Source organism: Octadecabacter antarcticus 307 (genome assembly GCF_000155675.2).
In the GTDB taxonomy this organism is placed as follows: domain Bacteria; phylum Pseudomonadota; class Alphaproteobacteria; order Rhodobacterales; family Rhodobacteraceae; genus Octadecabacter; species Octadecabacter antarcticus.
In genome coordinates this window covers 1,515,637-1,540,011 of the sequence record NC_020911.1, presented here as the reverse complement: position 1 = coordinate 1,540,011, position 24,375 = coordinate 1,515,637, and the positions used below count along the sequence as shown (strand labels likewise).

22 protein-coding genes, 2 pseudogenes and 1 riboswitch are annotated in these 24,375 nt (G+C 56.1%); of the genes and pseudogenes, 6 read left to right on the top strand and 18 right to left on the bottom strand.

Annotated elements, in window-relative coordinates; all coding sequences use genetic code 11:
* Positions 1–137: 137 nt before the first annotated feature.
* The 4 genes from OAN307_RS07870 to OAN307_RS07855 form a co-directional block, all read right to left on the bottom strand.
* On the bottom strand, positions 138–2,687 hold the full coding sequence (locus OAN307_RS07870) for a putative PEP-binding protein (protein WP_044044556.1): 2,550 nt from the start codon (positions 2,685–2,687) through the stop codon (positions 138–140).
* A gap of 68 nt (positions 2,688–2,755) precedes the next feature.
* The gene (glyS, locus tag OAN307_RS07865; RefSeq protein WP_015499251.1) at positions 2,756–5,014 is read right to left on the bottom strand and encodes a glycine--tRNA ligase subunit beta; all 2,259 of its coding nucleotides are present in this window, start codon (positions 5,012–5,014) and stop codon (positions 2,756–2,758) included.
* A complete protein-coding gene (locus OAN307_RS07860) occupies positions 5,015–5,563 on the bottom strand; it encodes a DUF6446 family protein (protein ID WP_015499250.1) in 549 nt (182 codons plus the stop codon).
* Positions 5,560–6,489, bottom strand: a complete 930-nt coding sequence (locus OAN307_RS07855) for a glycine--tRNA ligase subunit alpha (protein ID WP_015499249.1) — start codon at positions 6,487–6,489, stop codon at positions 5,560–5,562. The genes OAN307_RS07860 and OAN307_RS07855 overlap by 4 nt, the downstream gene beginning before the upstream one ends.
* A 208-nt stretch (positions 6,490–6,697) precedes the next feature.
* Between OAN307_RS07855 and OAN307_RS07850 the strand changes: the two genes are divergently transcribed.
* A complete protein-coding gene (locus OAN307_RS07850) occupies positions 6,698–8,461 on the top strand; it encodes a serine protease (RefSeq protein ID WP_015499248.1) in 1,764 nt (587 codons plus the stop codon).
* Between the two features lie 25 nt (positions 8,462–8,486).
* Here the strand turns inward: OAN307_RS07850 and OAN307_RS07845 are convergent, their stop codons facing one another.
* The 5 genes and pseudogenes from OAN307_RS07845 to OAN307_RS07830 form a co-directional block, all read right to left on the bottom strand.
* Positions 8,487–10,067: a 5-guanidino-2-oxopentanoate decarboxylase gene (locus OAN307_RS07845; RefSeq protein WP_015499247.1), complete on the bottom strand. Its 1,581-nt coding sequence runs from the start codon at positions 10,065–10,067 to the stop codon at positions 8,487–8,489.
* Complete coding sequence (locus OAN307_RS07840; protein ID WP_015499246.1) at positions 10,067–11,518, bottom strand: TrkH family potassium uptake protein; 1,452 nt, start codon at positions 11,516–11,518, stop codon at positions 10,067–10,069. Before OAN307_RS07840 ends, OAN307_RS07845 begins: the two co-directional genes overlap by 1 nt.
* Before the next feature lie 66 nt (positions 11,519–11,584).
* Positions 11,585–11,767, bottom strand: a pseudogene (locus OAN307_RS29780) (transposase); the annotation flags it as partial.
* Positions 11,768–12,175: 408 nt separating this feature from the next.
* The gene (locus OAN307_RS07835) at positions 12,176–12,517 is read right to left on the bottom strand and encodes a hypothetical protein (protein ID WP_015499244.1); all 342 of its coding nucleotides are present in this window, start codon (positions 12,515–12,517) and stop codon (positions 12,176–12,178) included.
* Positions 12,510–13,484, bottom strand: a complete 975-nt coding sequence (locus OAN307_RS07830; RefSeq protein WP_015499243.1) for an alpha/beta fold hydrolase — start codon at positions 13,482–13,484, stop codon at positions 12,510–12,512. The genes OAN307_RS07835 and OAN307_RS07830 overlap by 8 nt, the downstream gene beginning before the upstream one ends.
* A 173-nt stretch (positions 13,485–13,657) precedes the next feature.
* Between OAN307_RS07830 and OAN307_RS07825 the strand changes: the two genes are divergently transcribed.
* Positions 13,658–14,188, top strand: coding sequence for a TetR/AcrR family transcriptional regulator (locus OAN307_RS07825; RefSeq protein WP_245540996.1), 531 nt, complete (start codon positions 13,658–13,660; stop codon positions 14,186–14,188).
* Positions 14,189–14,240: 52 nt separating this feature from the next.
* Here the strand turns inward: OAN307_RS07825 and OAN307_RS31175 are convergent, their stop codons facing one another.
* Positions 14,241–14,462 (bottom strand): integrase core domain-containing protein, encoded by a 222-nt coding sequence (locus OAN307_RS31175; protein ID WP_083902931.1) that lies wholly within the window; start codon positions 14,460–14,462, stop codon positions 14,241–14,243.
* An 87-nt stretch (positions 14,463–14,549) separates the two neighbouring features.
* Between OAN307_RS31175 and OAN307_RS29775 the strand changes: the two are divergent.
* Positions 14,550–14,739, top strand: a pseudogene (locus OAN307_RS29775) (IS30 family transposase); the annotation flags it as partial.
* Between the two features lie 60 nt (positions 14,740–14,799).
* Here the strand turns inward: OAN307_RS29775 and folE2 are convergent.
* Both folE2 and OAN307_RS07815 read right to left on the bottom strand, forming a co-directional pair.
* Entirely contained in the window at positions 14,800–15,915 is a 1,116-nt protein-coding gene (folE2, locus tag OAN307_RS07820; protein ID WP_187292558.1) for a GTP cyclohydrolase FolE2, read from the bottom strand.
* A gap of 163 nt (positions 15,916–16,078) precedes the next feature.
* On the bottom strand, positions 16,079–17,257 hold the full coding sequence (locus OAN307_RS07815; RefSeq protein WP_015499239.1) for an aminotransferase class I/II-fold pyridoxal phosphate-dependent enzyme: 1,179 nt from the start codon (positions 17,255–17,257) through the stop codon (positions 16,079–16,081).
* Between the two features lie 75 nt (positions 17,258–17,332).
* A riboswitch (SAM riboswitch) is annotated at positions 17,333–17,410 on the bottom strand.
* A gap of 81 nt (positions 17,411–17,491) precedes the next feature.
* Between OAN307_RS07815 and OAN307_RS07810 the strand changes: the two genes are divergently transcribed.
* Positions 17,492–18,187, top strand: coding sequence for a glutathione S-transferase N-terminal domain-containing protein (locus OAN307_RS07810; RefSeq protein ID WP_015499238.1), 696 nt, complete (start codon positions 17,492–17,494; stop codon positions 18,185–18,187).
* Positions 18,188–18,255: 68 nt separating this feature from the next.
* Positions 18,256–18,582 carry a PilZ domain-containing protein gene (locus OAN307_RS07805; protein ID WP_015499237.1) on the top strand — a complete coding sequence of 109 codons (327 nt, stop codon included), beginning with the start codon at positions 18,256–18,258 and terminating at the stop codon, positions 18,580–18,582.
* A gap of 10 nt (positions 18,583–18,592) precedes the next feature.
* On the opposite strand, the gene OAN307_RS07800 is transcribed toward OAN307_RS07805, so the two are convergent.
* From OAN307_RS07800 to OAN307_RS30915, 6 genes are all read right to left on the bottom strand, one after another.
* Positions 18,593–19,201 (bottom strand): inner membrane-spanning protein YciB, encoded by a 609-nt coding sequence (locus OAN307_RS07800; protein ID WP_015499236.1) that lies wholly within the window; start codon positions 19,199–19,201, stop codon positions 18,593–18,595.
* A gap of 9 nt (positions 19,202–19,210) precedes the next feature.
* Positions 19,211–20,113, bottom strand: a complete 903-nt coding sequence (locus OAN307_RS07795; RefSeq protein ID WP_015499235.1) for a DMT family transporter — start codon at positions 20,111–20,113, stop codon at positions 19,211–19,213.
* A gap of 21 nt (positions 20,114–20,134) precedes the next feature.
* The gene (locus tag OAN307_RS07790) at positions 20,135–20,485 is read right to left on the bottom strand and encodes a hypothetical protein (protein ID WP_015499234.1); all 351 of its coding nucleotides are present in this window, start codon (positions 20,483–20,485) and stop codon (positions 20,135–20,137) included.
* Positions 20,486–20,515: 30 nt separating this feature from the next.
* The gene (locus OAN307_RS07785) at positions 20,516–21,451 is read right to left on the bottom strand and encodes a hypothetical protein (protein ID WP_015499233.1); all 936 of its coding nucleotides are present in this window, start codon (positions 21,449–21,451) and stop codon (positions 20,516–20,518) included.
* Positions 21,448–22,722, bottom strand: a complete 1,275-nt coding sequence (gene ftsY, locus OAN307_RS07780) for a signal recognition particle-docking protein FtsY (RefSeq protein WP_245541042.1) — start codon at positions 22,720–22,722, stop codon at positions 21,448–21,450. Before ftsY ends, OAN307_RS07785 begins: the two co-directional genes overlap by 4 nt.
* A 680-nt stretch (positions 22,723–23,402) precedes the next feature.
* A complete protein-coding gene (locus OAN307_RS30915) occupies positions 23,403–23,579 on the bottom strand; it encodes a hypothetical protein (protein WP_333783202.1) in 177 nt (58 codons plus the stop codon).
* A 72-nt stretch (positions 23,580–23,651) separates the two neighbouring features.
* Here OAN307_RS30915 and OAN307_RS30910 point away from each other — a divergent pair, with 72 nt between their 5' ends.
* Positions 23,652–24,296, top strand: coding sequence for a fatty acid desaturase (locus OAN307_RS30910; RefSeq protein ID WP_333783201.1), 645 nt, complete (start codon positions 23,652–23,654; stop codon positions 24,294–24,296).
* Positions 24,297–24,375 lie beyond the last annotated feature (79 nt).

Here is a 24,375-nt window from a genome sequence, read left to right as displayed (position 1 = left end):
TTTAAGGGAAAGCGCTTGATCCGTCCAGTCAGCCCCCTGCGGTGTCCCGCCGCACCAATATTATTAATTCACAACTTAAGGAACCAACCACAATATGATGGGGGCGTTCAATTTTTTGCAGTCACACCTAGGGAAATTTATGTGCCAAGTTTGTCCTTTAGCGCCAGTTGAGCGGCGGAAAGTCGCGCAACTGGGACCCGAAACGGCGAACAGGACACGTAGTCAAACCCATGCGTGCGACAAAATGCGATGGCTGCAGTGTCGCCGCCGTGTTCGCCGCAAATCGACAACGTCACATCCGGACGCCCCTTGCGGCCCCTGTCTGCGCCCAACTGGAGCAACTCACCCACGCCGTCCAAATCAAGCGTGTGAAACGGATCTTCGGGATAGACGCGCAATTTGACGTAATCAGACATAAATTTGCCCGCGTCATCGCGCGACAAACCGTAGGTCATTTGGGTCAGATCGTTGGTCCCGAATGACAAGAACGCAGCATGTTCGGCGATGTCTTCGGCGCGCAACGCCGCACGCGGAGTTTCGACCATCACGCCAAGGCGGTATTCAAAATCCACACCGGATTCCGCCCGCACTGCCGCTGCCACGGCATCCAGACGCGATTGTACCAACTCAACCTCACGTTTGGCACTGACCAGCGGAATCATGATTTCGGGCACCAGCACAATGCCCTTCGCGCTTGACGCGACCGTTGCCTCAAATATGGCACGCGCCTGCATGTCGTAGATTTCGGGCACGGTAATGCCAAGCCGCACACCGCGCATGCCCAGCATCGGATTGTATTCGGACAGATCATCCACCCGCGCCGTCATCTGCGCCAACGGTACATTCAACACTTCGGCGAGATCGCGCATCCCCTGTTTGCCCGCAGGCAAGAATTCATGCAACGGCGCGTCAAACAGCCGGATACACACGGGTTGATCCTGCATGATCTGGAATATTTCGGAAAAATCAGCGCGTTGTAGCGGCAAAAGCCGTTCCAGAACCGCCGCAAGGGCGATCGGCGTTTCAGCAAATATCATCTCGCGCATCAAATCGACGCGTTCACCATGAAAGAACATATGCTCTGTGCGGACCAACCCGATGCCTTCGGCCGCAAAGTTGCGGGCGGTTTGCGCGTCCGCAGGGGTGTCTGCATTGGCACGAATACCAATATCGCGCACGTCATCTGCCCATGACAACAAGGTCTGAAACGCCTCATCGAGGGCGGCCTCAAGCATTGCGGGTTCGCCGACCAACACCTGCCCCGTGCTGCCATCGACCGTGACCATATCACCGGCCTTCAACGTGCGCCCGTCGGGGCCTATGATCGTGCGTTTGCGTTCATCTAAATCAAGATCAGACGCACCAACAATGCATGGCAATCCAATGCCGCGCCCAATGACTGCCGCATGGCTGGTAATGCCACCACGCAGCGTCACAACGGCGACGGCGGCGTGCATGCCGCGAATATCTTCGGGCGTGGTTTCTCGGCGCACAAGCACACAGGCCTCGCTGCGCGCAGCACTTGCCTGCGCTTCGTTTGCGGTGAACACCAACCGCCCGCTGGCCGCACCGGGGCTGGCCGCAATGCCGCGCACGAACACATCGCGCTTTGCGCTGCGATCCACCTGCCGGTGCAACAATTCTGACAGCGCAGCGGGCTGCACCCGCAGAATGGCGTCTTCTTTCGTAATGACCCCCGTACTGGCCAGATCAACAGCAATGCGCACGGCTGCGCGGTTTGATCGCTGAATGCGCACAGCATCGAGAATTGTAAGCTGCCCATCCAGCAGGATAAACTTGATTTCCATCTCTTCGCGCAGCCTGATGCGCCCCAACGCCCCAAATTCCACAAGCTTGGCAAAGGCATCCGGTGCATGTTCTTCCAGCGACGGCCCGCGCGGATCGCGTGTCAGATAAAGCGCGCCGTCGCTGTCGCGCAACCCCTCTCCATGCAGCGTTTGGGGCACAAACCGCCCGTTGATCTCTGGCGTGCCAGTCGTGCCGGACGCGAATTGGATGACACCGGACCCCGAAACCCCCGCCCCGACCGCCAACGCCATTTCCTGCACGACCAGCCCCAGCCCCGCGTCGGGCGGCGCACCTTTGGCTTGGCGCAAAAGCCGCGCGGTGGTGCCTTCCCATGTCCGCGCCATAGAGCGCAACACTTCGGTCAATTGCGCGCCTACGTCTTGTGGGAATTCAGCATCCATTTCAGTTTCATAATTGGACAGCATTGCGCGCAACGCATCTTTCGACGGCTGATCGGGCAAATAAAATTCTTCGGGGTCCAGCCGCGCCACTTCGACTGCAAACGTCTGGATATAGCGCATATAAAGCCGCGTCGCCGTGTCCTCACCCAAGGTGTCACACAGATCGGCGTGTTTGGCGTCATTCATCCCGATGTTAAGAATGGCGACCGGCCCGCCCCAATCAGGATCCATGCTGCTCGGGCGGACCGACAGCAATGGTTTACCCCCAAAATGGCGCAGAATTTGCGGCAAATCCGTGGCTTGCCCAGCCGCAATCGCCCGCACAGCATCAAACGACATCGCCACGGTCATCGGCACAGGCATATCCAGCCGGATCAACCGTTGCAGGCATTTCGCCCGTTCACCGTGAACCGCAGCCGCCATCGGCGCAGTTTTGGTGACAAGACACATATCCTTTAGCGTGATGACTTTCTGCACTGCGGCGTCCCCTTTGCGCGCACCATAGAGGGGTGCCTGCACAGGGCAAGTGTAACCTTTAAGAGTCGTTAACCCTCAAGTTTTCGCAGGTCTGCGACACTTAGGCAGATCGTGCGGATGCGGTGCAACAAGTTCAAACGATTGCGCCGCAACAGTTCACTGTCAGCGTTGATCTGAACGGTGTCGAAAAACGCATCAATAGGGCCTCGCAGATCGGCCATGGCTGACATCGCTGACGCGAAATCCTCGGCCGCCATCGCAGGCGCGATTTTGGCGTCAGCGGCGTCAAGGGCAGCAAACAGCGCCTTTTCCGCGTCCCCATCAGCGAATTTGATGTCCGCACCGTAGGAATATTCGACCCCGTCTTTATCTTCCGCTTGGGACAGAATGTTGTTGGCGCGCTTGAACCCTTGAATCAGGTTCACCCCATCATCGGTTTTCAGAAACGCGGCGAGCGCTTTGGCGCGGTTCACCAGCAACAGCAGATCGTCGTTGCGGGGCATGGCGAGCGATGCGTCGATGACGTCGTGGGAGACACCTTCGTCTTTGAGGTAAACCTTGAGGCGGTCATGGAAGAAGGCGAGGAGGTCGAACGGAACTTCTATTAAGTAACTCTTATACTCTTCAAGTTTACTCATGGAAGTTTCCATGCGTAACTTTAACACGGGTAGATCTCGTTCAAGGTCTTCACGAGAGCTTGTAAGTAAAGAGCCTCTGTAAGAGGGATCGGCGAGCTTTTTTGTAAGAGCAGCAACTTCAAACTGAATATTTTCGTAAGCCCCCCCTAAGGCAGCTAACAAATGTTGCTTTTCAAGCCCAAGTCCGAACAAAAAAGTCAAATTTAGTGACCTTTTTGTTTCAAGTATTACTCGAATGACACCCAAAGCAGCGCGACGCAGTGCAAACGGGTCTTTCGACCCTGTCGGCTTCTCGTCAATCGCCCAGAACCCCGTCAGCTTGTCGATCTTCTCAGCCAGAGCCACGGCAATAGACACGGGCGCAGTTGGCACATCATCTGACGGGCCCAACGGCGAATAATGTTCCTGCGCCGCCAAAGCCACGGCATCAGACAGCCCAGCCTCGCCCGCGTAATAGCGCCCCATCAACCCCTGAAGGTCAGGGAATTCATAAACCATCTCGGAACTCAAATCGGCCTTGGCAAACCGTGCCGCGGCCTCGGCCTCATCGGGATCAGCGCCAACCAGCGGCGCGATTTCGCGCGACAAGGCGGCCATGCGATCAACCAGTTCTGCGACCGTGCCCAGCTTATTGTGGAACGTCACATTGCCCAGCGCATCAAGCCATGCAAGCCCGCCAGTTTTCGCAATCCGCAGATCGTTTTCCCAGAAGAATTTCGCGTCCGACAGCCGCGCGAATAGCACCTTTTGGTTCCCTGCAAGGATCGTCTTGCCGCCATCCGCTGTCTCACGGTTTGCAACCGTCACAAAACGCACAATCTGGCCGGATTTATCGCGGACGGAAAAGAATTTTTGATGTTCTTTCATCGATGCCGTCAGAACCTCGGGCGGCAAATTCAAGAAGTCATTCGCGATCGTGCCCATCAGCACAACCGGCCATTCCACAAGGCCTGCAACCTCAGCCAACAGCCCCTTGTCTTCGACCAATTCCAAACCCGCAGCAAACGCCTGATTTGACGCCTCGGACCAGATCAAGTCAGCGCGTTCATCAGCGCGCAGGATCACCTTGGCGCGCTTCAACCTCGCCTCGTAATCATTGAACGACGTTACGGGAATTTTGTCTGGTGCCATAAAGCGGTGACCGAGCGTGGTGTTGCCCGCGGCAATGCCATCGACGGACATAGCAACAACGTTCGCCCCACCTTCATCGGTCAGAATACAAATGATCGAATGCAGCGGGCGAACCCATTTCAACGACCCCGTTCCCCAACGCATGGACTTGGGCCACGGAAAACTTCGGATCGCGCCCTCAAGCACGTCTGCGATTATATCAGCGGCCTTGCGGCCTGGCTTTTGGATCACAGCGAAATGAACCTCACCCTTGCCGGTATCGCGGACCTCCAAAGTGTCGCGCGACACGCCTGCGCCACGGCAAAACCCGTCAATCGCACCATCTGGTGCGCCGACTTTCGGGCCTTTGCGTTCTTCGCGGGTGTCGGGAGATTCGGGCGTCAGCCCCTCAACCGACAATGCCAAACGGCGCGGCGTGCAAAACGCTCCAGCACCGGCATAGGTCAAGCCCGCGTCGACCAATCCATTCGTGACCAATTTCTGTAAATCAGCGGCAGCTTTGGCCTGCATTCGGGCAGGGATTTCTTCAGAAAAAAGTTCGATCAGTAGGTCAGGCATCTAAAAGTCCTCGGGCAGGTCTGGGCAGCCATCCGGGGTTGGATCGCCGGAAAATACGGCCTCCCCGCAGGGGTTGGGTTGGTGCCACACAAAGCCACGTCCATCCGGCAGTATGGCCACGACGCGGTCGATGCCAAAATTGATGTTTTCTTGACTTATGAACGCGATTGCATCGCCGTCTTCCAGCGCCTTGCCAACCTCGCGGGCATCGAAACAGTCAAACCATGATGGTGCGGTCCACGGCACGGCATCGTCCATGATGACGTATGTTTCAGCCAGCATGGTTTGGTTTCGTGGCGTCTCAAAACAGGCGCGGTAGGACACGCTGCTAGACAGACGGACGCCGTCGACAAGCGAGTCTATCGCCTCTACATTTTCCGACAATATCGCCTCTGGGTTGCCTGAAATTATGTTGATTAATTGGATTTCTCCAACCTCAGCCGGTGTTAGTTCTACATAGCCCGCGTATTCGAGCTGGTAATACATCAAGGCCCCGCCAAAAATAGAAAATCCAACGATGAAGACGATGGCAAAACGGGTGGCGTTCATGCTGCGTCCTCCGTTTGTCCGCCAGCGGCGGTTTGCAAGAAAGCGTCGGCGCAGTGTTTCGTCAAGGTACGCACGCGACCAATATAGGCTTGGCGTTCGGTGACAGAAATCACCCCGCGCGCATCAAGCAGGTTGAACAGGTGGCTGGCTTTGATCGCCTGATCGTAAGCGGGTTGCGCCATGACGATTTTATGGCCAGTTTTCGGATCAACAGGGTCATGGGCCAAGATCGCTGCACATTCGCGTTCTGCGTCTTCGAAATGCTTCAGCAAAATGTCGGTGTCCGCGATGTCAAAGTTAAAGCGTGAATATTCCTGTTCCGCTTGCTTGAACACGTCGCCATACGTCAACGGAATCGACGCGTCCGGGTCATTATAGGGCATGTCCATCACGTGATCGACGCCCAGAACATACATCGCAAGGCGTTCCAGCCCATAGGTCAATTCACCAGATATAGGATGGCATTCGTGGCCACCAACCTGTTGAAAATACGTGAATTGTGACACTTCCATACCATCACACCAAACTTCCCAGCCAAGGCCCCAAGCGCCCAAAGTCGGGCTTTCCCAATCGTCTTCTACAAAACGGATATCGTGCAAATCCATGTCCACGCCAATGGCTTTCAACGACCCCAAATAAAGCTCCTGCAAATCGGGCGGACTGGGTTTGATCAGCACTTGAAACTGGTAAAAGTGTTGCAAACGGTTCGGGTTTTCGCCGTAGCGCCCATCGGTGGGGCGGCGCGATGGTTGCACATAGGCCGCGGCCCACGGCACGGTGCCAAGACTGCGCAGTGTCGTGGCGGGGTGGAACGTGCCCGCGCCGACCTCTAGATCGTAGGGCTGCATAATGGCGCAACCTTTCGCGGCCCAATACGCCTGAAGGCGAAGGATAATTTCTTGAAAACTGCGCGGTATATCGGCCATTGACGCCCTCTTGCATAACTGGGGCTTGCATAGGTTGCCGCGTCGCGGGGGTCAATGTGCGCAAATGTCCGTGATCTGGGGCAAATCGGACCAGTTTCCTCGCAGATGGGCCACTTTACACGTGCGCTTTGGGCCAAAATAGATAAATTGTTGCAAACACGCGGCTGCGTTAGCAGTTGCCAGACACTTTAAGGACGATTTCAAAGACATGGTTCGCATTTTATCAGCACTGATTGTCAGCATTTTTATGGCCCTTCCAGCAACAGCCCAACAAAGCGTTTGGGTGCAGATCGAAGCCCAGCGCACATTAACGGGCGCACAGGACGCCGCCCGTGGCTATGCCGCCGATGGTGTGTCTGACGTTACAGGGTTCGCCTTACCCAATGGCTGGTACGGCATCGCCCTTGGTCCCTACGGGGCGATTGATGCGGATACCAAACTGGATCGGCTTCGCAGTGCGCGGGTGATCCCCGCCGATAGCTACATCGTTGACGGCAACCGTTTTCGCTCCCAGTTCTGGCCTGTCGGCGTCACCTCGCCCGCTGATCTCGTGGCTGTTGAGCCATCTGGAACGACCGCACCCGATCAAACGCCCATCGCAGCCATTGAACCTGAACCAAACCCAGATTCCATCTTGCCCCCTGCTGAAACCCTTCGTGAAGCGCAGGTCAGCGAGCAAGCGTTGGATCGTGATGAAAAGCAGCTGTTGCAGACAGCATTGCAGTGGGCTGGGTTTTACGATGGCGCGATTGACGGGCTTTATGGACGCGGCACGCGACGGTCGATGTCGTTATGGCAACAGGCCAACAATCATGAACCCACAGGCGTTTTGACCAGCGGCCAGCGGGCTGAACTGCTCGGCGGGTATAATTCCATCCTCGATGGCATCGGTTTGCAATTGGTGCGCGATGATGCGTCCGGTATTGAAATGAAAATCCCCACAGGCGTGGTGAGATTTTCCGAATACGAACCGCCGTTCGCGCGTTTTGATGCGTCGGGCGATGTGGCGGCACAGGTTTTGCTGATCTCACAACCTGGCGATCAGACACGGATGTTCGGGCTTTACGAAATCCTGCAAACACTGGCGATTATCCCACCCGAAGGTGAACGCGCCCGTCGCGATCGTAGCTTTGTGATAGAAGGCGCAGACGACACAGTTCAGTCCTACACCTCCGTTTCGTTGGAAAACGGCGAGATCAAAGGTTTTACTCTGGTTTGGCCCGCAGGTGATGACGAACGTCGCCGCCGTGTACTTGGTGAAATGGTTGCGAGCTTTACGACAATCAGTGGCGTCCTCGACCCCGCTATCGCGCGCCCAGATGAAGATCAGGCGATTGATATGATTGCAGGATTGGCTGTGCGTAAACCGATCCGTGATCGTTCCGGCTTTTATATCAACGCAGCGGGCGATGTTTTGACCACGCTTGAAGCAATCGGCCAGTGCGCCTCGATTACTCTCGGGCTGGAACATGACGCGACCGTGGTGCACCAAGATGTCGCCCTCGGGCTGGCCGTTTTGCGCCCAACGACACGACTTGCGCCACCTGCAGTAGCCGAATTCCAAACTGGTGTGCCGCGCTTGAACGCCGAAGTTGCTGTTGCAGGTTTTCCTTATGGCGGCGTACTGACAACGCCCGCGCTGACGTTTGGCACGCTGGCCGATATTCGCGGGCTCAATGGTGAAGATGAAATCAAGCGGCTATCGATCTTTGCCCAACCCGGTGATGCGGGTGGGCCAGTCTATGACAACGGTGGCGCGGTCTTGGGTATGTTGCTGCCAAAAACGCAGGAAAATGGCCAAAGCTTGCCGCCTGAGGTCTCATTTTCGTTGGATGCCGATCAGATCGTGGCGTCAATTGCGGGCGCAGGCCTAGACGTGGTGACAACGGAATCCGTGGCCTACATGACACCTGAATCCCTAACCCTAATGGCCGCTGACATGGCAGTTCTGGTCAGCTGCTGGGACGACTAGGTCATTAGCTGCTGAGGGCGGGTCGTTACCTAATAAGATCAGGTGTCAGGCGGATAACCGTCGGCGCGTTCGCTTTGAACGCAGCGGCCAACGTTGGTGCGATATCTGCCAGCGTCGCAGGTTGCACCCCATGCGCACCATAGGCTTTGGCAAGCGCAAGAAAGTCCGGATTGCGCTGGATCACAGCGTTGGGCGCGATTTGGGCACTTATCATCGACTCTTCAATTTCGCCTAGTTTGCCGTTGTCCCACAGGATAATCACCAACGGCAGGCCCAGTTCTACGGCCGTTCCAAGTTCCGCAATCGTGTATTGCAGGCCATAATCGCCAATGATGCAAACCGTGGGCAGGCCTTTGCGCGCTACGGCCCCGCCAATTGACGCAGGCAGCGCATAGCCGAGTGTGCCAAACCCGAACGGATGGTGCCAGTGGCCCGCACGTTTCATTGGCCAGATGTCTTTTGCGGCATAGGCAAAGCCCGTCATGTCCGAATACATCATCACGTCGTCGGGCATTGCGGCGCGTACGCAATCGATGATCAGCGGCAATCCGGGGCGTTCTGCTTCAATCTCTGCGCGCCATCCAGCACGGGCCTGCACGACCTCTGTGGGGGTCCATTTCGTCACGGCTTCGCGCTGGATTTCATCTGCGAGGACAAACAGCGTCGCCCCTGCGTCCGCACAAAGTGCCACGTCAGTGCGTGGTCGCGATGTCAACATCTCAGGGTCGATATCCACGCGAATGAATGTTCCCGTGTGGCCCAGCTCTGGCCGCCAAATGTCGACCTCAGCCAGTTCGGTCCCGATGGCAAGGACAACGTCCGCCTGCCCGATGATGGCCTGGGACCCTGCCCGCGACAGGTTGGAGCCAAAGTGTAGCGGGTCGTCGTGCGCGAACATGCCACGGCCTGCGTAGGTGCTGAAACTTGCCGCGCCGTATGCTTGGGCGACAATGCGCAACGCCTCATCTGCACCAGCGCAACCACCGCCAGCGATGATCAGGGGGCGTTCGGCGTTTTGCAACAGGGCGACAATGTCGTCGATTACGGGTGTGGCATCGGTTGCGCAGGTCCGCTCGGGTGCGGGCATGGGCGGCGCATCGGCTTGCGCCTCAAGCAGCTTAATCGGCACATGGATCGCCTTGGGACGCTTCCGTTTGGTGGCAAATTCAGACAAGGCACGGTCAATCAAGCCGTACGCAGCGTCGGCTGTGCGGGCAGTGGCGGACCAATCGGTGACGCAGGCAGCCGCCCCTTCTTGGTCGTTCATCTGGTGCAACTGGCCCTTTTCAAGCGCCACTTCGTCCAAACATGACGCCAGCATCAACACAGGCACCGAATCCGAATACGCCTGCCCAATCGGGGTCAGCGCGTTCAACACACCAGGTCCGGTAATCACGTAGCAGACACCTGGTTTGCCGGATGCCCGCGCGTACCCGTCGGCCATAAACCCCGCGCCCTGTTCGTGACGCGCCAGAACATGCGTAAGACCCGCCTCTTCGATCCCACGATACATTTCTTGATTGTGTACACCGGGGATGCCAAAAATCACATCAATGCCGCGATCCTTCAACATGTGGGAGATTTGGGCGCCTAAGGGTCTCTTCATTATTCTCTCCAGAAATGCCAACTGAGGATGGTAAACACGGCCATAATCTCAAGCCGGCCCACCAACATCGCGATCGCCAAAATCCATTTGGCAGTATCGTTCAAGCCCGCAAAATTGCCAGCCGGCCCGATTTCAGTGCCCAAACCCGGCCCCACATTCGCCAAAGCCGATGCCGCGCCTGAAATCGATGTGATGAAATCCAGCCCCGTAAACGCCAACGCCACGCCGACCACACCAATCGCCACCATAAATGCCACGAAAAACGCCATGACCGAGTTCAGGACATCATCGCTAACCGCGCGGCCCTGATAGCGCGGGGTGAATATACCGTGGGGCGAATGGATGCGGCGGATCTGGGCCTTGATGGATGTAAACAGCAACTGATAACGGAAGATTTTGACACTACAGGCGGTCGATCCAGCGCAGCCGCCGATCAAGCCAATAAAGAAGAACATCGTAACTGCAAACGGGCCCCATTGCATGTAGTCAGCCGATGCAAATCCCGTCCCCGTGATGATGGAAGTGACGTTGAACAGCGCCTCTCGAAAGCCGATTTCGCCAACCCCGTGGAACGTGCGCCACAGCCACAGCGTCATCACACCCACCAATACAAAAACAACGGCAAAGAAGGTGCGAATTTGGCTGTCACGAAACAACGGCCTCGCGCCGTTGCCCGAAATCAGCTGCACGTATCGCACAAATGGCAATGCCGCGAGGATCATGAACACGCTGGCGACGTAATGAGGCCCCGCGCCGAACGCGCCGAACGAATTGTCGTAGTTCGAAAACCCCCCCGTCGCCACGGTCGTCATTGCGTGGGTGATCGCGTCGAATGAATTAAGCCCCACAATAGAATAACAGATCGCGCAGGCCAGTGTAATCGCGACATAGATCACTGAAATTCGGCTCGAAATCTCAGCCGCACGGGGCAGTATTTTACCCATAGTATCAAAGGCTTCACTGCGGAATATCTGCATACCACCGACGCGCAATTCGGGTAGAAATACCATCGCGACAACAATGATACCGATCCCGCCAAGCCACTGCATAATCGCGCGCCACAATTTCAAACCCTCTGGCAGGCCTTCGATGCCAGTTATGACGGTGGCCCCTGTTGTGGTCAGGCCTGACATCGCCTCAAAGAACGCATCGGTAAAATCCAGATCTGATCCACCCAACATGAATGGCAATGATCCAAACAAGGGCAATGCCAGCCAAACAAGTGTCGTCAGTAAGAACGTCTGGCGGATCGTCAGCCCTGAGGACACGCCATTCTGACAGGCAAGTGCGACAAGCCCGCCTACCAAAATGGTTATGACCGCGCTTTCAAAGAACACCGGCCAATGGCCATTGCCCGCTACCAAATCGGCCAATAAAGGCGCAAACATAGTGGCCCCAAGAGCCGCGACCAGAAGGCCAATCACATATCCTACGGGACGCACGTCAAACATGGGGTAACGGTTGGCGTGAGGGGGGGGGATAGTCAAGTATCGTGATGGCCGCTTTACGCAGCAGTCTCAACTGATTGACGCAACACATGCATTGAAACGCTCTGCGGGAGTCTCGTATCCCAGCGCCATACAAGGTCACTGATTGAACTGTCTGGCGACGGCACTCAGCTTTGCTTGGCTATATATCGACAAATCTGTGCCTTTTGGGACGTACTGGCGCAGCAGACGGTTGGTGTTTTCGTTTGTGCCCCCTTTTCGGGACATTGCCTGGCAATACCCTGTCCACTGCCCGAATAGCCCCCGTGATGTCTCGTCGCGGTCGATCAGGGTCAGAGCGAGACGAGACCGCACCCAGTCTGGTGGACGGATGCCACCAGTGTGTGCAAGGAGCGACTAAATCGACGATAATGAGCGATTAAACCTACGTCCAGCCGAGTTCATCGCCCCCCCCCACGTTGCCAGTGATCCCAGATATCCGACTTCTGTTTGCCGGTGAAAAACACGCGGCGACGGTACTTCATAGGGCACACGCCATCTTTTCAAAAAGATTAAAGTGTTGCGTCAACCGGTTGAAGCCGCCTGACAAAACTGGCCTATGCTGCATCTGCTGAAAATGTTTTTGACCCGCAATAAGCCGGCATTAAGTATTTTACGCCATCAAACATTCTTGCCTTCATCTAACCAAAGCCTGTGAACCTGCGGCCAGTCGGGAACAGTCGCAGTCTCAAAGCCATAAACCTTACCCGTTGCGATCCTCTTGAACGTTTTCATAGCATTCAGGTGTGCTCCCTTTGTGAGATACGCCCGCATCGCGTCGCGTGATGTCCAGACGCTGAGGGTGTGATCCACACCGTCGATAGTGCGCGCGTCCGCTGACAGACATCCCTCCGCCGCCTTTGCTTGCGACATGGACGCCGTTGCATGACGCCAGAACACGGGCGCATGCCACACCTTTTTCAGCCGCAGCCCGGTGATGGATACGTAGACGATATCAGCCATCCTCTTCACCCATCCGATATCCGCCGCCGATCCACTTGCTCACAAGCTGGGTAAACTCCACGCCTTGATCTTGGTAACAGAAATGGCCGCAATTCTTGAAAATCGTCAGCGCACTTTTGGGGATACGCTTGTGCAACCGCTGAGCGTTATCAGTCGTCAGGAACGCGTCTTGATCGCCCCAAAACACATGAACCGGCACATCAAGCGTTTCAAGATGCGGGTCGATGGCGCTCAACCCTTCAGGATAGCCTTTAAAATACTGCGAGACTTGGCTGATACGACCAGAATAGGACGCCACATAGTCTGCGACTTCTTCAGCGTTAGGGCGATAATGCAAATACCCAAGCTGGTTCGCGCCCGCGATAAAGGCGCGGGAGCCAGTCATGTTGACCATGAGCCTCCAGAAACCAGAATGTACAATCTTCTTAACGAGACTGCCGTCGGTTGAAGGTAAAATACCAGGTCCGTCACCAATGAGAAGGCTCTTTGCCCTGTGGTCGCGATGTACCACATAGTGCAAAGCCACAGGCATAGCGACGTCGGGGGCGACGATATGGACATCTCTAAGCCCTTTTTCTAATATAAATTTTTCTAGAAATGCGCTTTGGGCTGCGAAGGTCATGTAGCTCATGTCGCCTTCGCTACGCCCAAAACCGGGCATATCGAGAGCAATCAGGCTGGCCTCGTCGGACAATGCCCCCCAAATCTTGTCGTAACATAGGATGCTCTGCGGTAAGGGGCTTAGGAACAAGACGGTTGGCCCATCTGGATTGCCGCCTTTTGCAGTGCGGATCTTGACCCCATCCAGTGTCATAAACGCAGGCTTCATTTTGAAGTTCGCGGGTTCATATCTGATTTTTGACGCGCCTTTTGTGCGCGCGGCCCGCACCTTGAAGTACTCTGGCGTAACCAGCATCAAACTGGCCGCGTTCATGCGGCCTAGAAGTCCAATTGGATCTTGAGACATTCGTGTTCTCCTTTGAGCAGACTAGCGCTTGTTTGATTTATTTCGTATCTAGAGGTACGTAATATTTAGGTCAATTATAAAGTACTAAGAGGTACGAAATGATGCCGGAGAGTCCGCCCGTCCGAGGTCGCCCAAAGACACTGAACCGCGATCATGTGCTCCAAACGGCTCTAATGCAATATTGGGCAAAAGGGCCGACAGACGTCGCAATCGGAGAGATTTGTACGCTGACTGGGGCATCTAAGCCGGGGATTTATCGGGAATTTGGCAGCGACGATGGCCTTAAGCTGGCGACGTTAGAGGTCTACAGCACCTTAGCGCTGCAACCGTTGTTTGAAATTCTTCAGCAGGATCAAGAATTTGAAGATGCGCAAGCCGCGCTTATTGCGTTTACGACTCAAGACCGCGCAGCACTTGGTTTGCCCAGCGGGTGCCTTCACGTCGCCATGCGCGCCCAAAGCAACAAACTGGGCACAATGACCCGCGAAAAGGTGGATCAGATGCGGCAAGACGTTCTGGGCAATTACGCAGCCTGGATCGAACGGGCAAAGTCGAGAGGCGAATTCAGGACGGACATCCCGACCGATGTTGCAGCCCTTTTCTATGACGCCCTAAACGGGGCGGCGATGCGTATGCAAAAAGAAGGTGTCCCTAATGGTGTCATTGCAAATGTGTTGCGGCTTGCTTTCCGGGGCATGCAATGAACGCACGCAACGGTCGTATTTAGACAGTTGCGTATGCTCAATACCGCGCAGCTCAGTCTGACATTGTTGCGTGGGATCCACTGCCCAATGCTGAATGCGGCCTGCGACAGTTATAACCCTCCTGCCATTCATCAAGCGTTTCTCGGGCATTATGCAATGTCCCAAATAGGGTTTCGTTGAGGCATTCATCTATTACCCAACAGGCGATGCATGCATCGCCGAGAGGGGGAGAGGCGCAATATAGTGCCAATCTAAGCCGGTGTCCTGAACCCACGTGAGGGTCGCCATGCTGGTAAAATCAGTGCAGTTATCCACTGCTTGGCAGGGTATGCAAAGCGATATCCCAAAAGGGGGCAATGCGTGGCAACGCAGCACAACCGAGCATACCAACCGTCTACTGCGGCAGTACGTCCCAAAAGGCACAGAATTGGCGATACATAGTCAAGCAACGCCGAGTGCCATCGCCTGAGAGTTCAATGAGCGGCCTTGTATGACGCTGGAAAAGAGACCCCGCAGAGCGTTTTAATGCATGTGTTGCGTCGATCAGTTGAGAGCGCTGCGGACTGCGGACGTTGCCCGCATGACCCCGCGTCGCTCGCGGCGGTGTCGCGTCACCCCACATGAAACAGCGATGCAAACAACCGTGGGTCCAGCGATTCCGCATCAAACGTCGTGCCTTCGGTCAGCACAGACACGGCGTCATGGCTGTGCAGGCTTTCTTGATGGCTGGCAATGACGCGGTAGTCGGCGACGCGCGCATCTGATTGCAGCTTTTGCGCAAACAGGCGCGCGGCGTCTTCCACAAAGATCGGATTGGCCGCGTTGAGTTCGGCAAACGCCTGTTCGTCTTCGCGTTTGACCATGACTTGGGTTTCTGTCGGCACCGCCGCGCGGCAGATATCAATCAGGTCTTCAAACCATAAAACATCACCCTCAGGGGCCAATTCAACCGACACGCGCGCGACGCTGCGCTGCGAATGTGGCGTGGCCAGTTGGCCACGGAACTGACGCGCATGTTCTGACAGTTCCAACGAACACGGACAGGTTGATGAATAGACATAATCAAGGTGCACAATCTTTTTGCGCTGACCACCTGTTTCAATCAGTTCAAGCGCGATGTCGTAATACTGATACCCCGCAAGGCCGGACCGCAGGCTGTCCACCTTCATCGGGAACGACATTCGCATCATGATACGGGCGTCGAAACTGTCCAGATCGGTCTTATAAGCGTCGAGTGCCGCATCGATGACCTCAAAACTGAACGTTTCTTCGGCATGTTTGTAAAACGTGCGCATGATACGGGACATGTTGATGCCCTTCTTTTCCGCCTCAAGGCTGACAGTGCCGGTAACGGATGTTTCAAGCGTCAGATCATCGCCAACAGATTTTCCGACACGGGTATGAAAACGGATCGGCAGACGAAAATTACTAATCCCGACATGCTGGATAGCACGCTTTGCGCCTTTGATCAGGCTGCTGGGACCGTTTTGCAGGTCTGGCATTGACGCCTTATAGACGTCATCCACTTCAAATTCTTCGGGGTAGGCGCGTGCCAGTGCGGGGTAATTCGATACCTCACGGCCCGGCACCAGACGTGACACCAGCGGATCGAGGGCGGCAACTTCTTCGTCTGTCACCTGCCCCGCCCAGTTGCGCAACAAGGCCAGTGCCTCTGCTGCGTCTTCATGGGTTAAATCACGATTAAGATCTTTGGACTGAATATTCATCGCATTCCCCTTAGGCACAGCACGCAGAACATCTAAATGGGGATGTGTGCGGTCTTTTTCCACCTTAACGTTCTCCTGATACGGGTTTTGAACGGCTTTAGATCAAAAGGATGGCCCCATTCGTCCGAGAACGCCAGCAGTTCAAATCGCACGAATCACGACCCTAGACCGCGTCCAGCGCCGCCAGCAAATCATCGATCAGATCGCCAGCGTCCTCAAGCCCAGTCGAAAGCCGCACCAAGCCGCCCGAAATCCCCAGCAGGTCCTTTTGTGCTTGTGGCAATCGCTGATGCGTAGTCGTCGCGGGATGGGTGACGATAGATTTTGCATCAGCAAAGTTATTTGAGATCGTAAATAATTCCAACCCATTGAGGAACTTGAAACAGGCGTCTTTGCCGCCCTTGACTTCAAACGCAACAACAGTGCCACCCGTGTCAGACTGCGCACGGGCCAATTCGTGCTGCGGGTGCGCTGAATGGGTCGGATACCGCACGGCGCTGATTTTGGGATGGCTGTCCAGCGCAGTCGCAATCGCCATTGTCGTGACGGATTGCTGAGCGACCCGCAAATCGAGCGTTTCCAATCCCTTAAGGTGGGTCCACGCGGTAAACGGGTTCATCGCACCGCCCGTATGTTTCATGTATGCTTCGATGGGTCCACGGATCAGATCACGGCTGCCCGTGATGATCCCGCCCAGCATCCGCCCCTGCCCGTCAACGTGTTTGGTGGTCGACACGATGGCAATATCGGCACCGCAATCGGCGGCATAAGAATGGATTGGCGTGGCCATTGCATCGTCCACCAAGACCAATGCGCCAGACTTGTGTGCTACGGCGCAAACATGTTGTAAATCAACGACTTCCAACGTTGGGTTTGAAATGCTCTCAAGAAACACCAGCGTCGTATCAGGCCCAATCGCCGCGTCCCATGCGGCATTATCTGTGCCGTCCACCAACGTGATGTTGACCCCAAAACGCGCCAGAATGTCCTCAAGCACGTATAGACACGACCCGAACAGCGCGCGCGACGACACCACATGATCGCCCGCCTTCAACAGGGCCATCAACGCCCCACTCACGGCTGACATGCCCGAAGAACACGCGAAGGCGTCCTCGTAGTCCATCAACGCGGCCATGCGATCTTCAAACATACGCACGGTGGGGTTACCGTAGCGGGCATAAATAAATTCGTCGGCGCCTAGGTTTTCAAACCGCGCTTCGGCGGCTTCAGCCGTCGGATAAACAAAGCCCTGCGTCAGAAAAATTGCTTCGCTGACTTCGCCATACTGGCTGCGCCGTGTGCCCGCGTGCACTGCTTTGGTGCGCTTCTTCCAGTTTTTCATCTCACATATCCTCTTAGGACGTTTTCGATCTGCGTTCTTCCAGAACGACAAAACCCCGACACCGGCAAAAGGTATCGGGGCTGACCCGTTCCCTTTTTAGCGGAGTTTTTTAAGTGGCCCGCAATCCGGTAACAAATCGCCACTGACTTCGGGATACGCCCGCCCCGCGACGTCGTCAACACCCCTTGCTCTCACTTCGCCATCCGTCATTGTCACACCAAAGGAGCCCGCATCATGATTGATCTCTATTACTGGCCCACGCCCAACGGCTGGAAAGTCACAATCGCACTTGAAGAAATGCATCTGCCCTACCGCGTCAATCTGATCGACATCGGTGCAGGTGATCAGTTCAAGCCCGATTTTCTGGTCGTTGCCCCCAACAATCGCATGCCCGCCATCACCGATCCAGACGGGCCAGACGGTGCGCCGATTTCGATCTTTGAATCCGGCGCGATCCTGCAATATCTCGTGCGTAAAACCGGTCAATTCGGCGGACCAACAGAGAGGGATCGCATCGCTGTTGATCAGTGGTTGATGTGGCAAATGGGCGGCCTTGGCCCGATGGCCGGACAAGCGCATCATTTCTTGAAATATGCACCTAACATGGATCCGCCGCAGGATATCCCATATGCGAAAGACCGCTACCGAACTGAAACTGCACGCCTTTATGGCGTATTGGATCGCCAACTTACCAATTATGAATTCGTCGCAGGTGATTTCTATTCTATCGCCGATATGTCGATCTGGGGCTGGGCATCACTTTGGCAAGGCCAGCAACAAACACTGGATGACAAACCCAATCTGAAACGCTGGCTCGATGACGTTACCGCCCGCGCGGGCGTCCAGAAAGGGCGCGCCGTGGCGGCCGAAAAACGCGGTGATTTCAAAGGCAGTAAAACCACGCAGGACACCCTTTTTAAGCGCAGCTAACACATTATTCAGATTCGCCCCCTAAAAGTGCCCTGCAGTGTAGTACCGATTTTGGGGAGTATCTGGCCATGACATTTAGAGCGCGGCGATATGCAACGAACTATCCGATCGCCATACGCCATGGCGCAACTGAACATAAATGTGTCGTGTCCAACATCAGCGAAACCGGCGCCTGCGTTGTCGGCATGAATGACATTGCATTAGACGAACAGGTCGAATTTATTCACAATGGCAACCGCACGCCGGCCAAAGTCCGCTGGATCAGGATCGGCAAAATAGGTCTGGTTTTCGACTACAATCTGTCTGCCCGCGCACTCGACCAGATTCGCTATTCCCTCCGCAAATCAACGCGCGCCCGCCCGCCTCAACGCGCCACTTTCACCGAATTGCTCTAGGGGCTAGCGGTTAGGGGTTAGGGCCATCCGGTTCGATCACATATTTCTGCAACATCACGATCTGTGCCCAAAGGAACAGGAATAACGCGGCCGGAAACGCGAATGTTTCAATCTTCACCCAAGCATCCGTCGACATAGTACGCCAGACAACTTCGTTTGCCATGGCCAGAACCGCGAACCCGAACGCCAGCCGCTTGGTCAGGATCATCCAGCCTTCCTGTTCCATCGGAATCATATCGCCCATGACATATTGCAAAAGACTTTTGCCACGCAAAAGACCAATCCCAAGAATAACGGCGAACAGCCCATTGACGATGGATGTCTTCATTTTGAAAAACCGCTCGTCATTGAACCAGGCTGTTAAAGCACCAAAAAAGATCACCATACACGCTGTAAAAACCTGAATCCGGCTGAGCTTTCCAGTCAGAATCCACAAAGCCCCCATCGCCAATAGAAGAATTGGCACAAACACAATCGTGGCGACAATGAAGCCTGAATAATCGGTGCCACCAAAGGTATAGACCTCGTCCTTGATGCGCAGATAAATCAGGAAGAATATGACAGTCGGCCCCAATTCGAGGACCTGTTTCAGTACGGGATTTACGGTTTTTTCATTCATATCTTTCACTTATCCCCCAATTTGGACCATTACAGCCCCCAAAGCGATGAAAGCCATCAAGATTAACCGACGCGGACCAACTGTTTCACCCAAAACGAACCAACCGATAAGGGCAGCAAACACGGTTGACGTTTCGCGCAGCACCGCTGCCTCCCCGACACTGCCCAGCCGCGTCGCCAGCATCACACCACCAAAACTGACCCAAGCAATCAGCGCGCCAGCAAACCCGCGCGCCAGTAATGACCCCAGCCCACCAGGCGCCCCCGTGCGGCGATATCTAAACGCTGCCAGAATGGGAAAATCCAAGGCCGTCAAGACAAAGAACCAAGCTAAAAACGTAAACGGATCAGGGCTTTGGCGGATACCATAGGCGTCATAGACCGTATAAACCGCCACCAACAAGCCACCAGCAGCGGCCCAGATCAGCCCGATCTTAAGCCCACGTAAATCAACCTGTTCAGCGGCCATATTGCGCAGCGCCAGCAGCAGCATCGCGCCCGACAAACAGGCCACGCCGACCCATTGCAGCACGGTAAAATGTTCCTGAAATAACAGGCTCGCCGCAAGCACCGTTACCACCGGCCCGGTGCCGCGAATGACTGGATAAACCACCGTATACGCCGCCCGTTCATAGGCCAGCGCCACCGTCATTTTATAGGCAAAGTGCACGACCACCGCGCCCAAAAGAATCAAAAACGTGGTCGCATTGGGCCACGGCACCATGAACAACGCCACAGGCGCGGAAATCAGCACAAGCGACGCATCGATTGATCCACGCATCAACCACGGATCATGCCGGCCTTTTTGTAGCGCCCCGAACACAGCGTGCGCCACAGCTGACATCAATGCCAGCGCCGTCGCCAGCCGCGCGCCCTCGGGCGTCCCCGCCAGATTGATGAGCCAGTCAGCCACCTTACAATCTCCCCCAAGACATCAGTCCGAGACCTGCGCAGCGGGGCTCCAATCAGCGTCGACAACCGGTCCAGCCTTGAATGAGGCAGACCCCATCGACACTTGCATCATTGATGGTGACGACAAAAACACCCGTTCAAACACGCCCGAAAAGGCAAAAATATCGTCCGCATCGTTCTGCATCACCGCGCGTTCAACGATCACTTGGCCCGCAGCAGGTTCTTGGCGCAAAGTCATATCCACACTGACCATTGGGCGATCCGTCTTGCCCCCATCCTGCATTTCATCTGGGTTGAGCCCGCGCACACGCATCTGCAACCCAAGTGGCGGGACGGCGTCATCTGTCCAACGCCAACGCAGGTAGCGTCGCAAAGGCCAGCATCGCAGCTAAAAATAGGCACTTCACGGCGTTTCCGCTTTTGGCGTCCACGTGAACAACAACAACACGCCATTCAGACCAAGTTCAACAATCTGCTGCACGCTCGGTCGGTCTGGCAGCATCGCAAACGGCGCCAGACGTGTGGCGCCAAAACTTGGGTCGGCGCTAAACTGCAACTGTGCTTCACCGCGTGGATGCGGCAGGGACGTCACGAACGCCGACAGCGCGTCGCGGGCAGTCTTCGGCATGATGCTGTCAGGGACTTGCGCTATATTTTCAATCACTTGCACTTGCATCGCTTCGACCTGTGCGTCGGGCGCACCGGCGGTGCCATCAAGCAGCATTGTGCCAAGCGACATGGCGAAATAGGTCTCAAACCATCCGGAAAATTCCGAATTTATGCTCAGATCGCGCAACCCCATGGCCCCCACACTCATCTGCATCGTTGTCCGGTCTGTCAGATTCACGCCATCAATGCGCGCAGTGGCTTCGATCCGGTTTTCCGCAGACAGATCGATATAGGCGGAATCAACCAGTACCGCGTTCTGCACGCCGTCCCAGCGTGCCGTCAGCCCGAACCCTGCCCACGGCTGTGAGGTTTGCAACCCGAACAGATAATCAAAGACCGGATCGCCGGTTTGGGCGACCATCCCGATCCCTTTTCCAACGACTTCAATCATGCGTGGTGGCAGACCGTCATCGATAAATCGTTCGATATCAGACGCCCGCCAGCTCAGTGACGCCAGTCGCATACCTGTGCGGTCATCAATGTCGAATGTAGCGTTCAAAATCAGGCACCAGCCCGCATCGTCGGCCACGATATCTGCGCCACTGACGCGCACGCCGATCATTGCTTCAAGCGCCGCCCAACTGCCTGTGCACTGCGCGAGGGTCATGCGGTCTTGCGCAGTGGCAGGGGACGACAGCATCAAAATTGCGGCCAAAAATGCGTGCTTCATCGGTCCAACCCAGTCAATGCTGCGGCAAAATCTTCAGGATCAAACGGCGCGAGATCGTCGATCTGTTCCCCAACCCCGATGGCATGGATCGGCAGGCCGAACTTGTCCGCCAATGCCACCAGAACGCCGCCCTTGGCCGTGCCATCCAACTTGGTCATGATCAATCCAGTCACATCGGCAAGCTCTTGGAACGTCTTCACCTGCGACAGCGCGTTTTGTCCTGTAGTGGCATCCAAAACCAGCAAGGTGTTGTGCGGTGCGTCAGGGTCTTTCTTGCGGATAACGCGGACAATCTTTTGCAGCTCTTCCATCAGATCTGCACGGTTTTGCAATCGGCCTGCGGTGTCGATCATCAACAAATCTGCACCGTCGCGCGCGGCCTGTTCCATCGCATCGTATGCCAGCGACGCCGGATCGCTGCCTTGGGGCGCGGTCAACACCGGCACGCCCGCGCGATCCCCCCAGACCTGCAATTGTTCGACGGCTGCGGCGCGGAACGTGTCCCCTGCCGCGATCACCACCTTTTTGCCCGCCGCTTGAAATTGACTGGCGAGCTTGCCTATCGTTGTCGTCTTGCCCGACCCGTTCACGCCGACAACCAACACGACCTGCGGCTTGGTCGGATACAGCGGTAGGGGCCGCGCAACCGGTTCCATGACACGGGTAATTTCAGCGGCCAGCAGCTCTTTGATTTCTTGGGTAGAAAGCCGTTTTCCAAAGCGACCTTCGGCCATATTCGACGTCACGCGAAGTGCGGTGTCGACGCCCATGTCAGCACTGATCAACAACTCCTCAAGACGCTCGAGCATATCGTCATCAAGTTCGCGGCGCACAACGGTTTTCTTTTCGCCGCGCCCCAACATACGCCCGATCAGACCCGGCTTGGCGGCTTTTTCTTGCGCCTCACGCTCCACCTCAAGCCGCACATCTTCGGCCCGACGCGCGGCCTCTGCTTGGCGCTGTTCGGAGGCACGCTCCGTTTCCTCGGCCGCCGCGACGTCAGCTTGACGGGCCAATTCAGCCTCGCGCGCTTCGTTTTCTAGTTTGGAGTCTTCGGCGCGAAGCGCGTCGGCTGCTAGACGGTCTTGTTGCGCAGCGCGGGCGGCTATTTTAAGGCGTTCAGCTTCGGCTTGCCGCTGCGCCTCAGCGCGTTTGGCCTCCTGTGCTTGACGTTCACTTTCCACAATGCGGGCAGCTTCTTCGTGCGCTGCGCGCTCGGCCTGCAAACGCGCAACTTCCGCCGCGTCTGCTGCGGATTGTGCTGCTTGCATTGTCTTTCTATCAGCCTCAACTTGCGCCGCCTGTCGTGCATCTTTTTCGGCAGCAATCCGCACTTGTTCAGCGTGTTCGGCGCCTGCGCGGGCGCCGGCTTCGCGCTCAGAAATCTCGGCTTCTCGGTGTGCGGCCTCTGCCTGACCCTTTCGCTCAGCGTCGCGCGCCTCCTCCTCGGCGACCACAACCGCTTGTACGTCCAATGCAGCCTGCGCCTGCACTTGGATTTGTCCCGCATCACTGACCGCCAGATCAATCGGTTTGGATGCACTGACGTCCTCTTCGACGCCGCCATCTTCCACGATGGCATCCAACCCCTCCTCGATTTTCGACGAGGATTTAAACATTCGATCTTTGAGCTTTTTGAAAAATGCCATTGCGGGCTCCGGATAAGACTTTGGCTACACTTAATGGCCCAAATGCGCGGACGAAACCCGCGACCATGAAAATTCCACATCTGGGCCTCGCTTGGAACCCCATGTCGCGCCAATTTTGCACAACTTTGATCTGTATTAGACGGAGATTAGCTATATTAAAAATATGTTAATGCGCAATCCGATGCTAATCTTCATGACTGTCACGTTGATAGGGCCGCATTGATTGCAATTGGGGCTGTGTGGGGTGGTTTATGGGCCGTTGCGGGGTTGATCTGGATGACCGCGCTGACTGCCAGTCTTGATCATTTGATCACCAGAACGCTGGCCACTGTTGACGGTGACAAATTTCCCGCCGCCGACGGGCTGTCAATGACACCGGCGGTGGCGCGTTTTTCGCAGTGGTTGCTGGTCATCGCGGCGCTCAGCGGGCTTGTGCTTTGGGAAAAGCTGGCCGTGTTCGCGGGGGCGGGGATGTTCATGGGCCAGGTGAGCAATTCTAACGCCCATGAACTGATCCACCGCCCCGGACGCGGGCTGCGCCGCGCAGGGCGATGGGTCTACATTTCGATGCTGTTTGGGCACCATACGTCCGCGCACACCTTGGTGCACCATGTCCAGGTCGGGGCACCCGAAGCGACCCCAGTACAGCGCGCCGAGGGGAGAGTTTCTATCGCTTCTTCGCGCGGGCTTGGACGGGTGGATTTCGCGCCGGACTGCAGACAGAAAATCAGCGGATCGCGCGAACAGGTCGCGCGAAGTGGCATCACCCCTACTTCTCCTATGTGTTCGGTGCGGCATTGGCGCTGGCAACTGCCGCGTTTATTGGCGGTGGCACGGGCGTTTCTGCGGCGATTTGCCTGTCAGGCTTTGCGCAAACACAGTTGATGTTGTCAGATTACGTGCAGCACTATGGGTTGTCGCGCCGGATCATGGGCACTGGCAAACCCGAACCCGTCGAGTCCCGCCATTCGTGGAACGCACCGCATTTGATGTCATCGGCGCTGATGCTGAATGCGCCGCGCCATTCTGACCACCATGCCCATCCAGGCAGACCGTTTCCGGCGTTGCTACTGAAAGGTGATATGCCGATGTTGCCGCAATCCTTGCCCGTGATGGCCTGTGTTGCGCTATATCCACGCCTGTGGCGGCGCGTGATGCCCCCCCGCGCGGCCCAGTGGCAAGAGGCTGGCGCATAGGGATTTCGCCCCTGTCAGCCGGTGACTTTGAAGCAGTTGTGCAATGTAAAACGTTGATATTTTCGGTCGGCGATGCGCC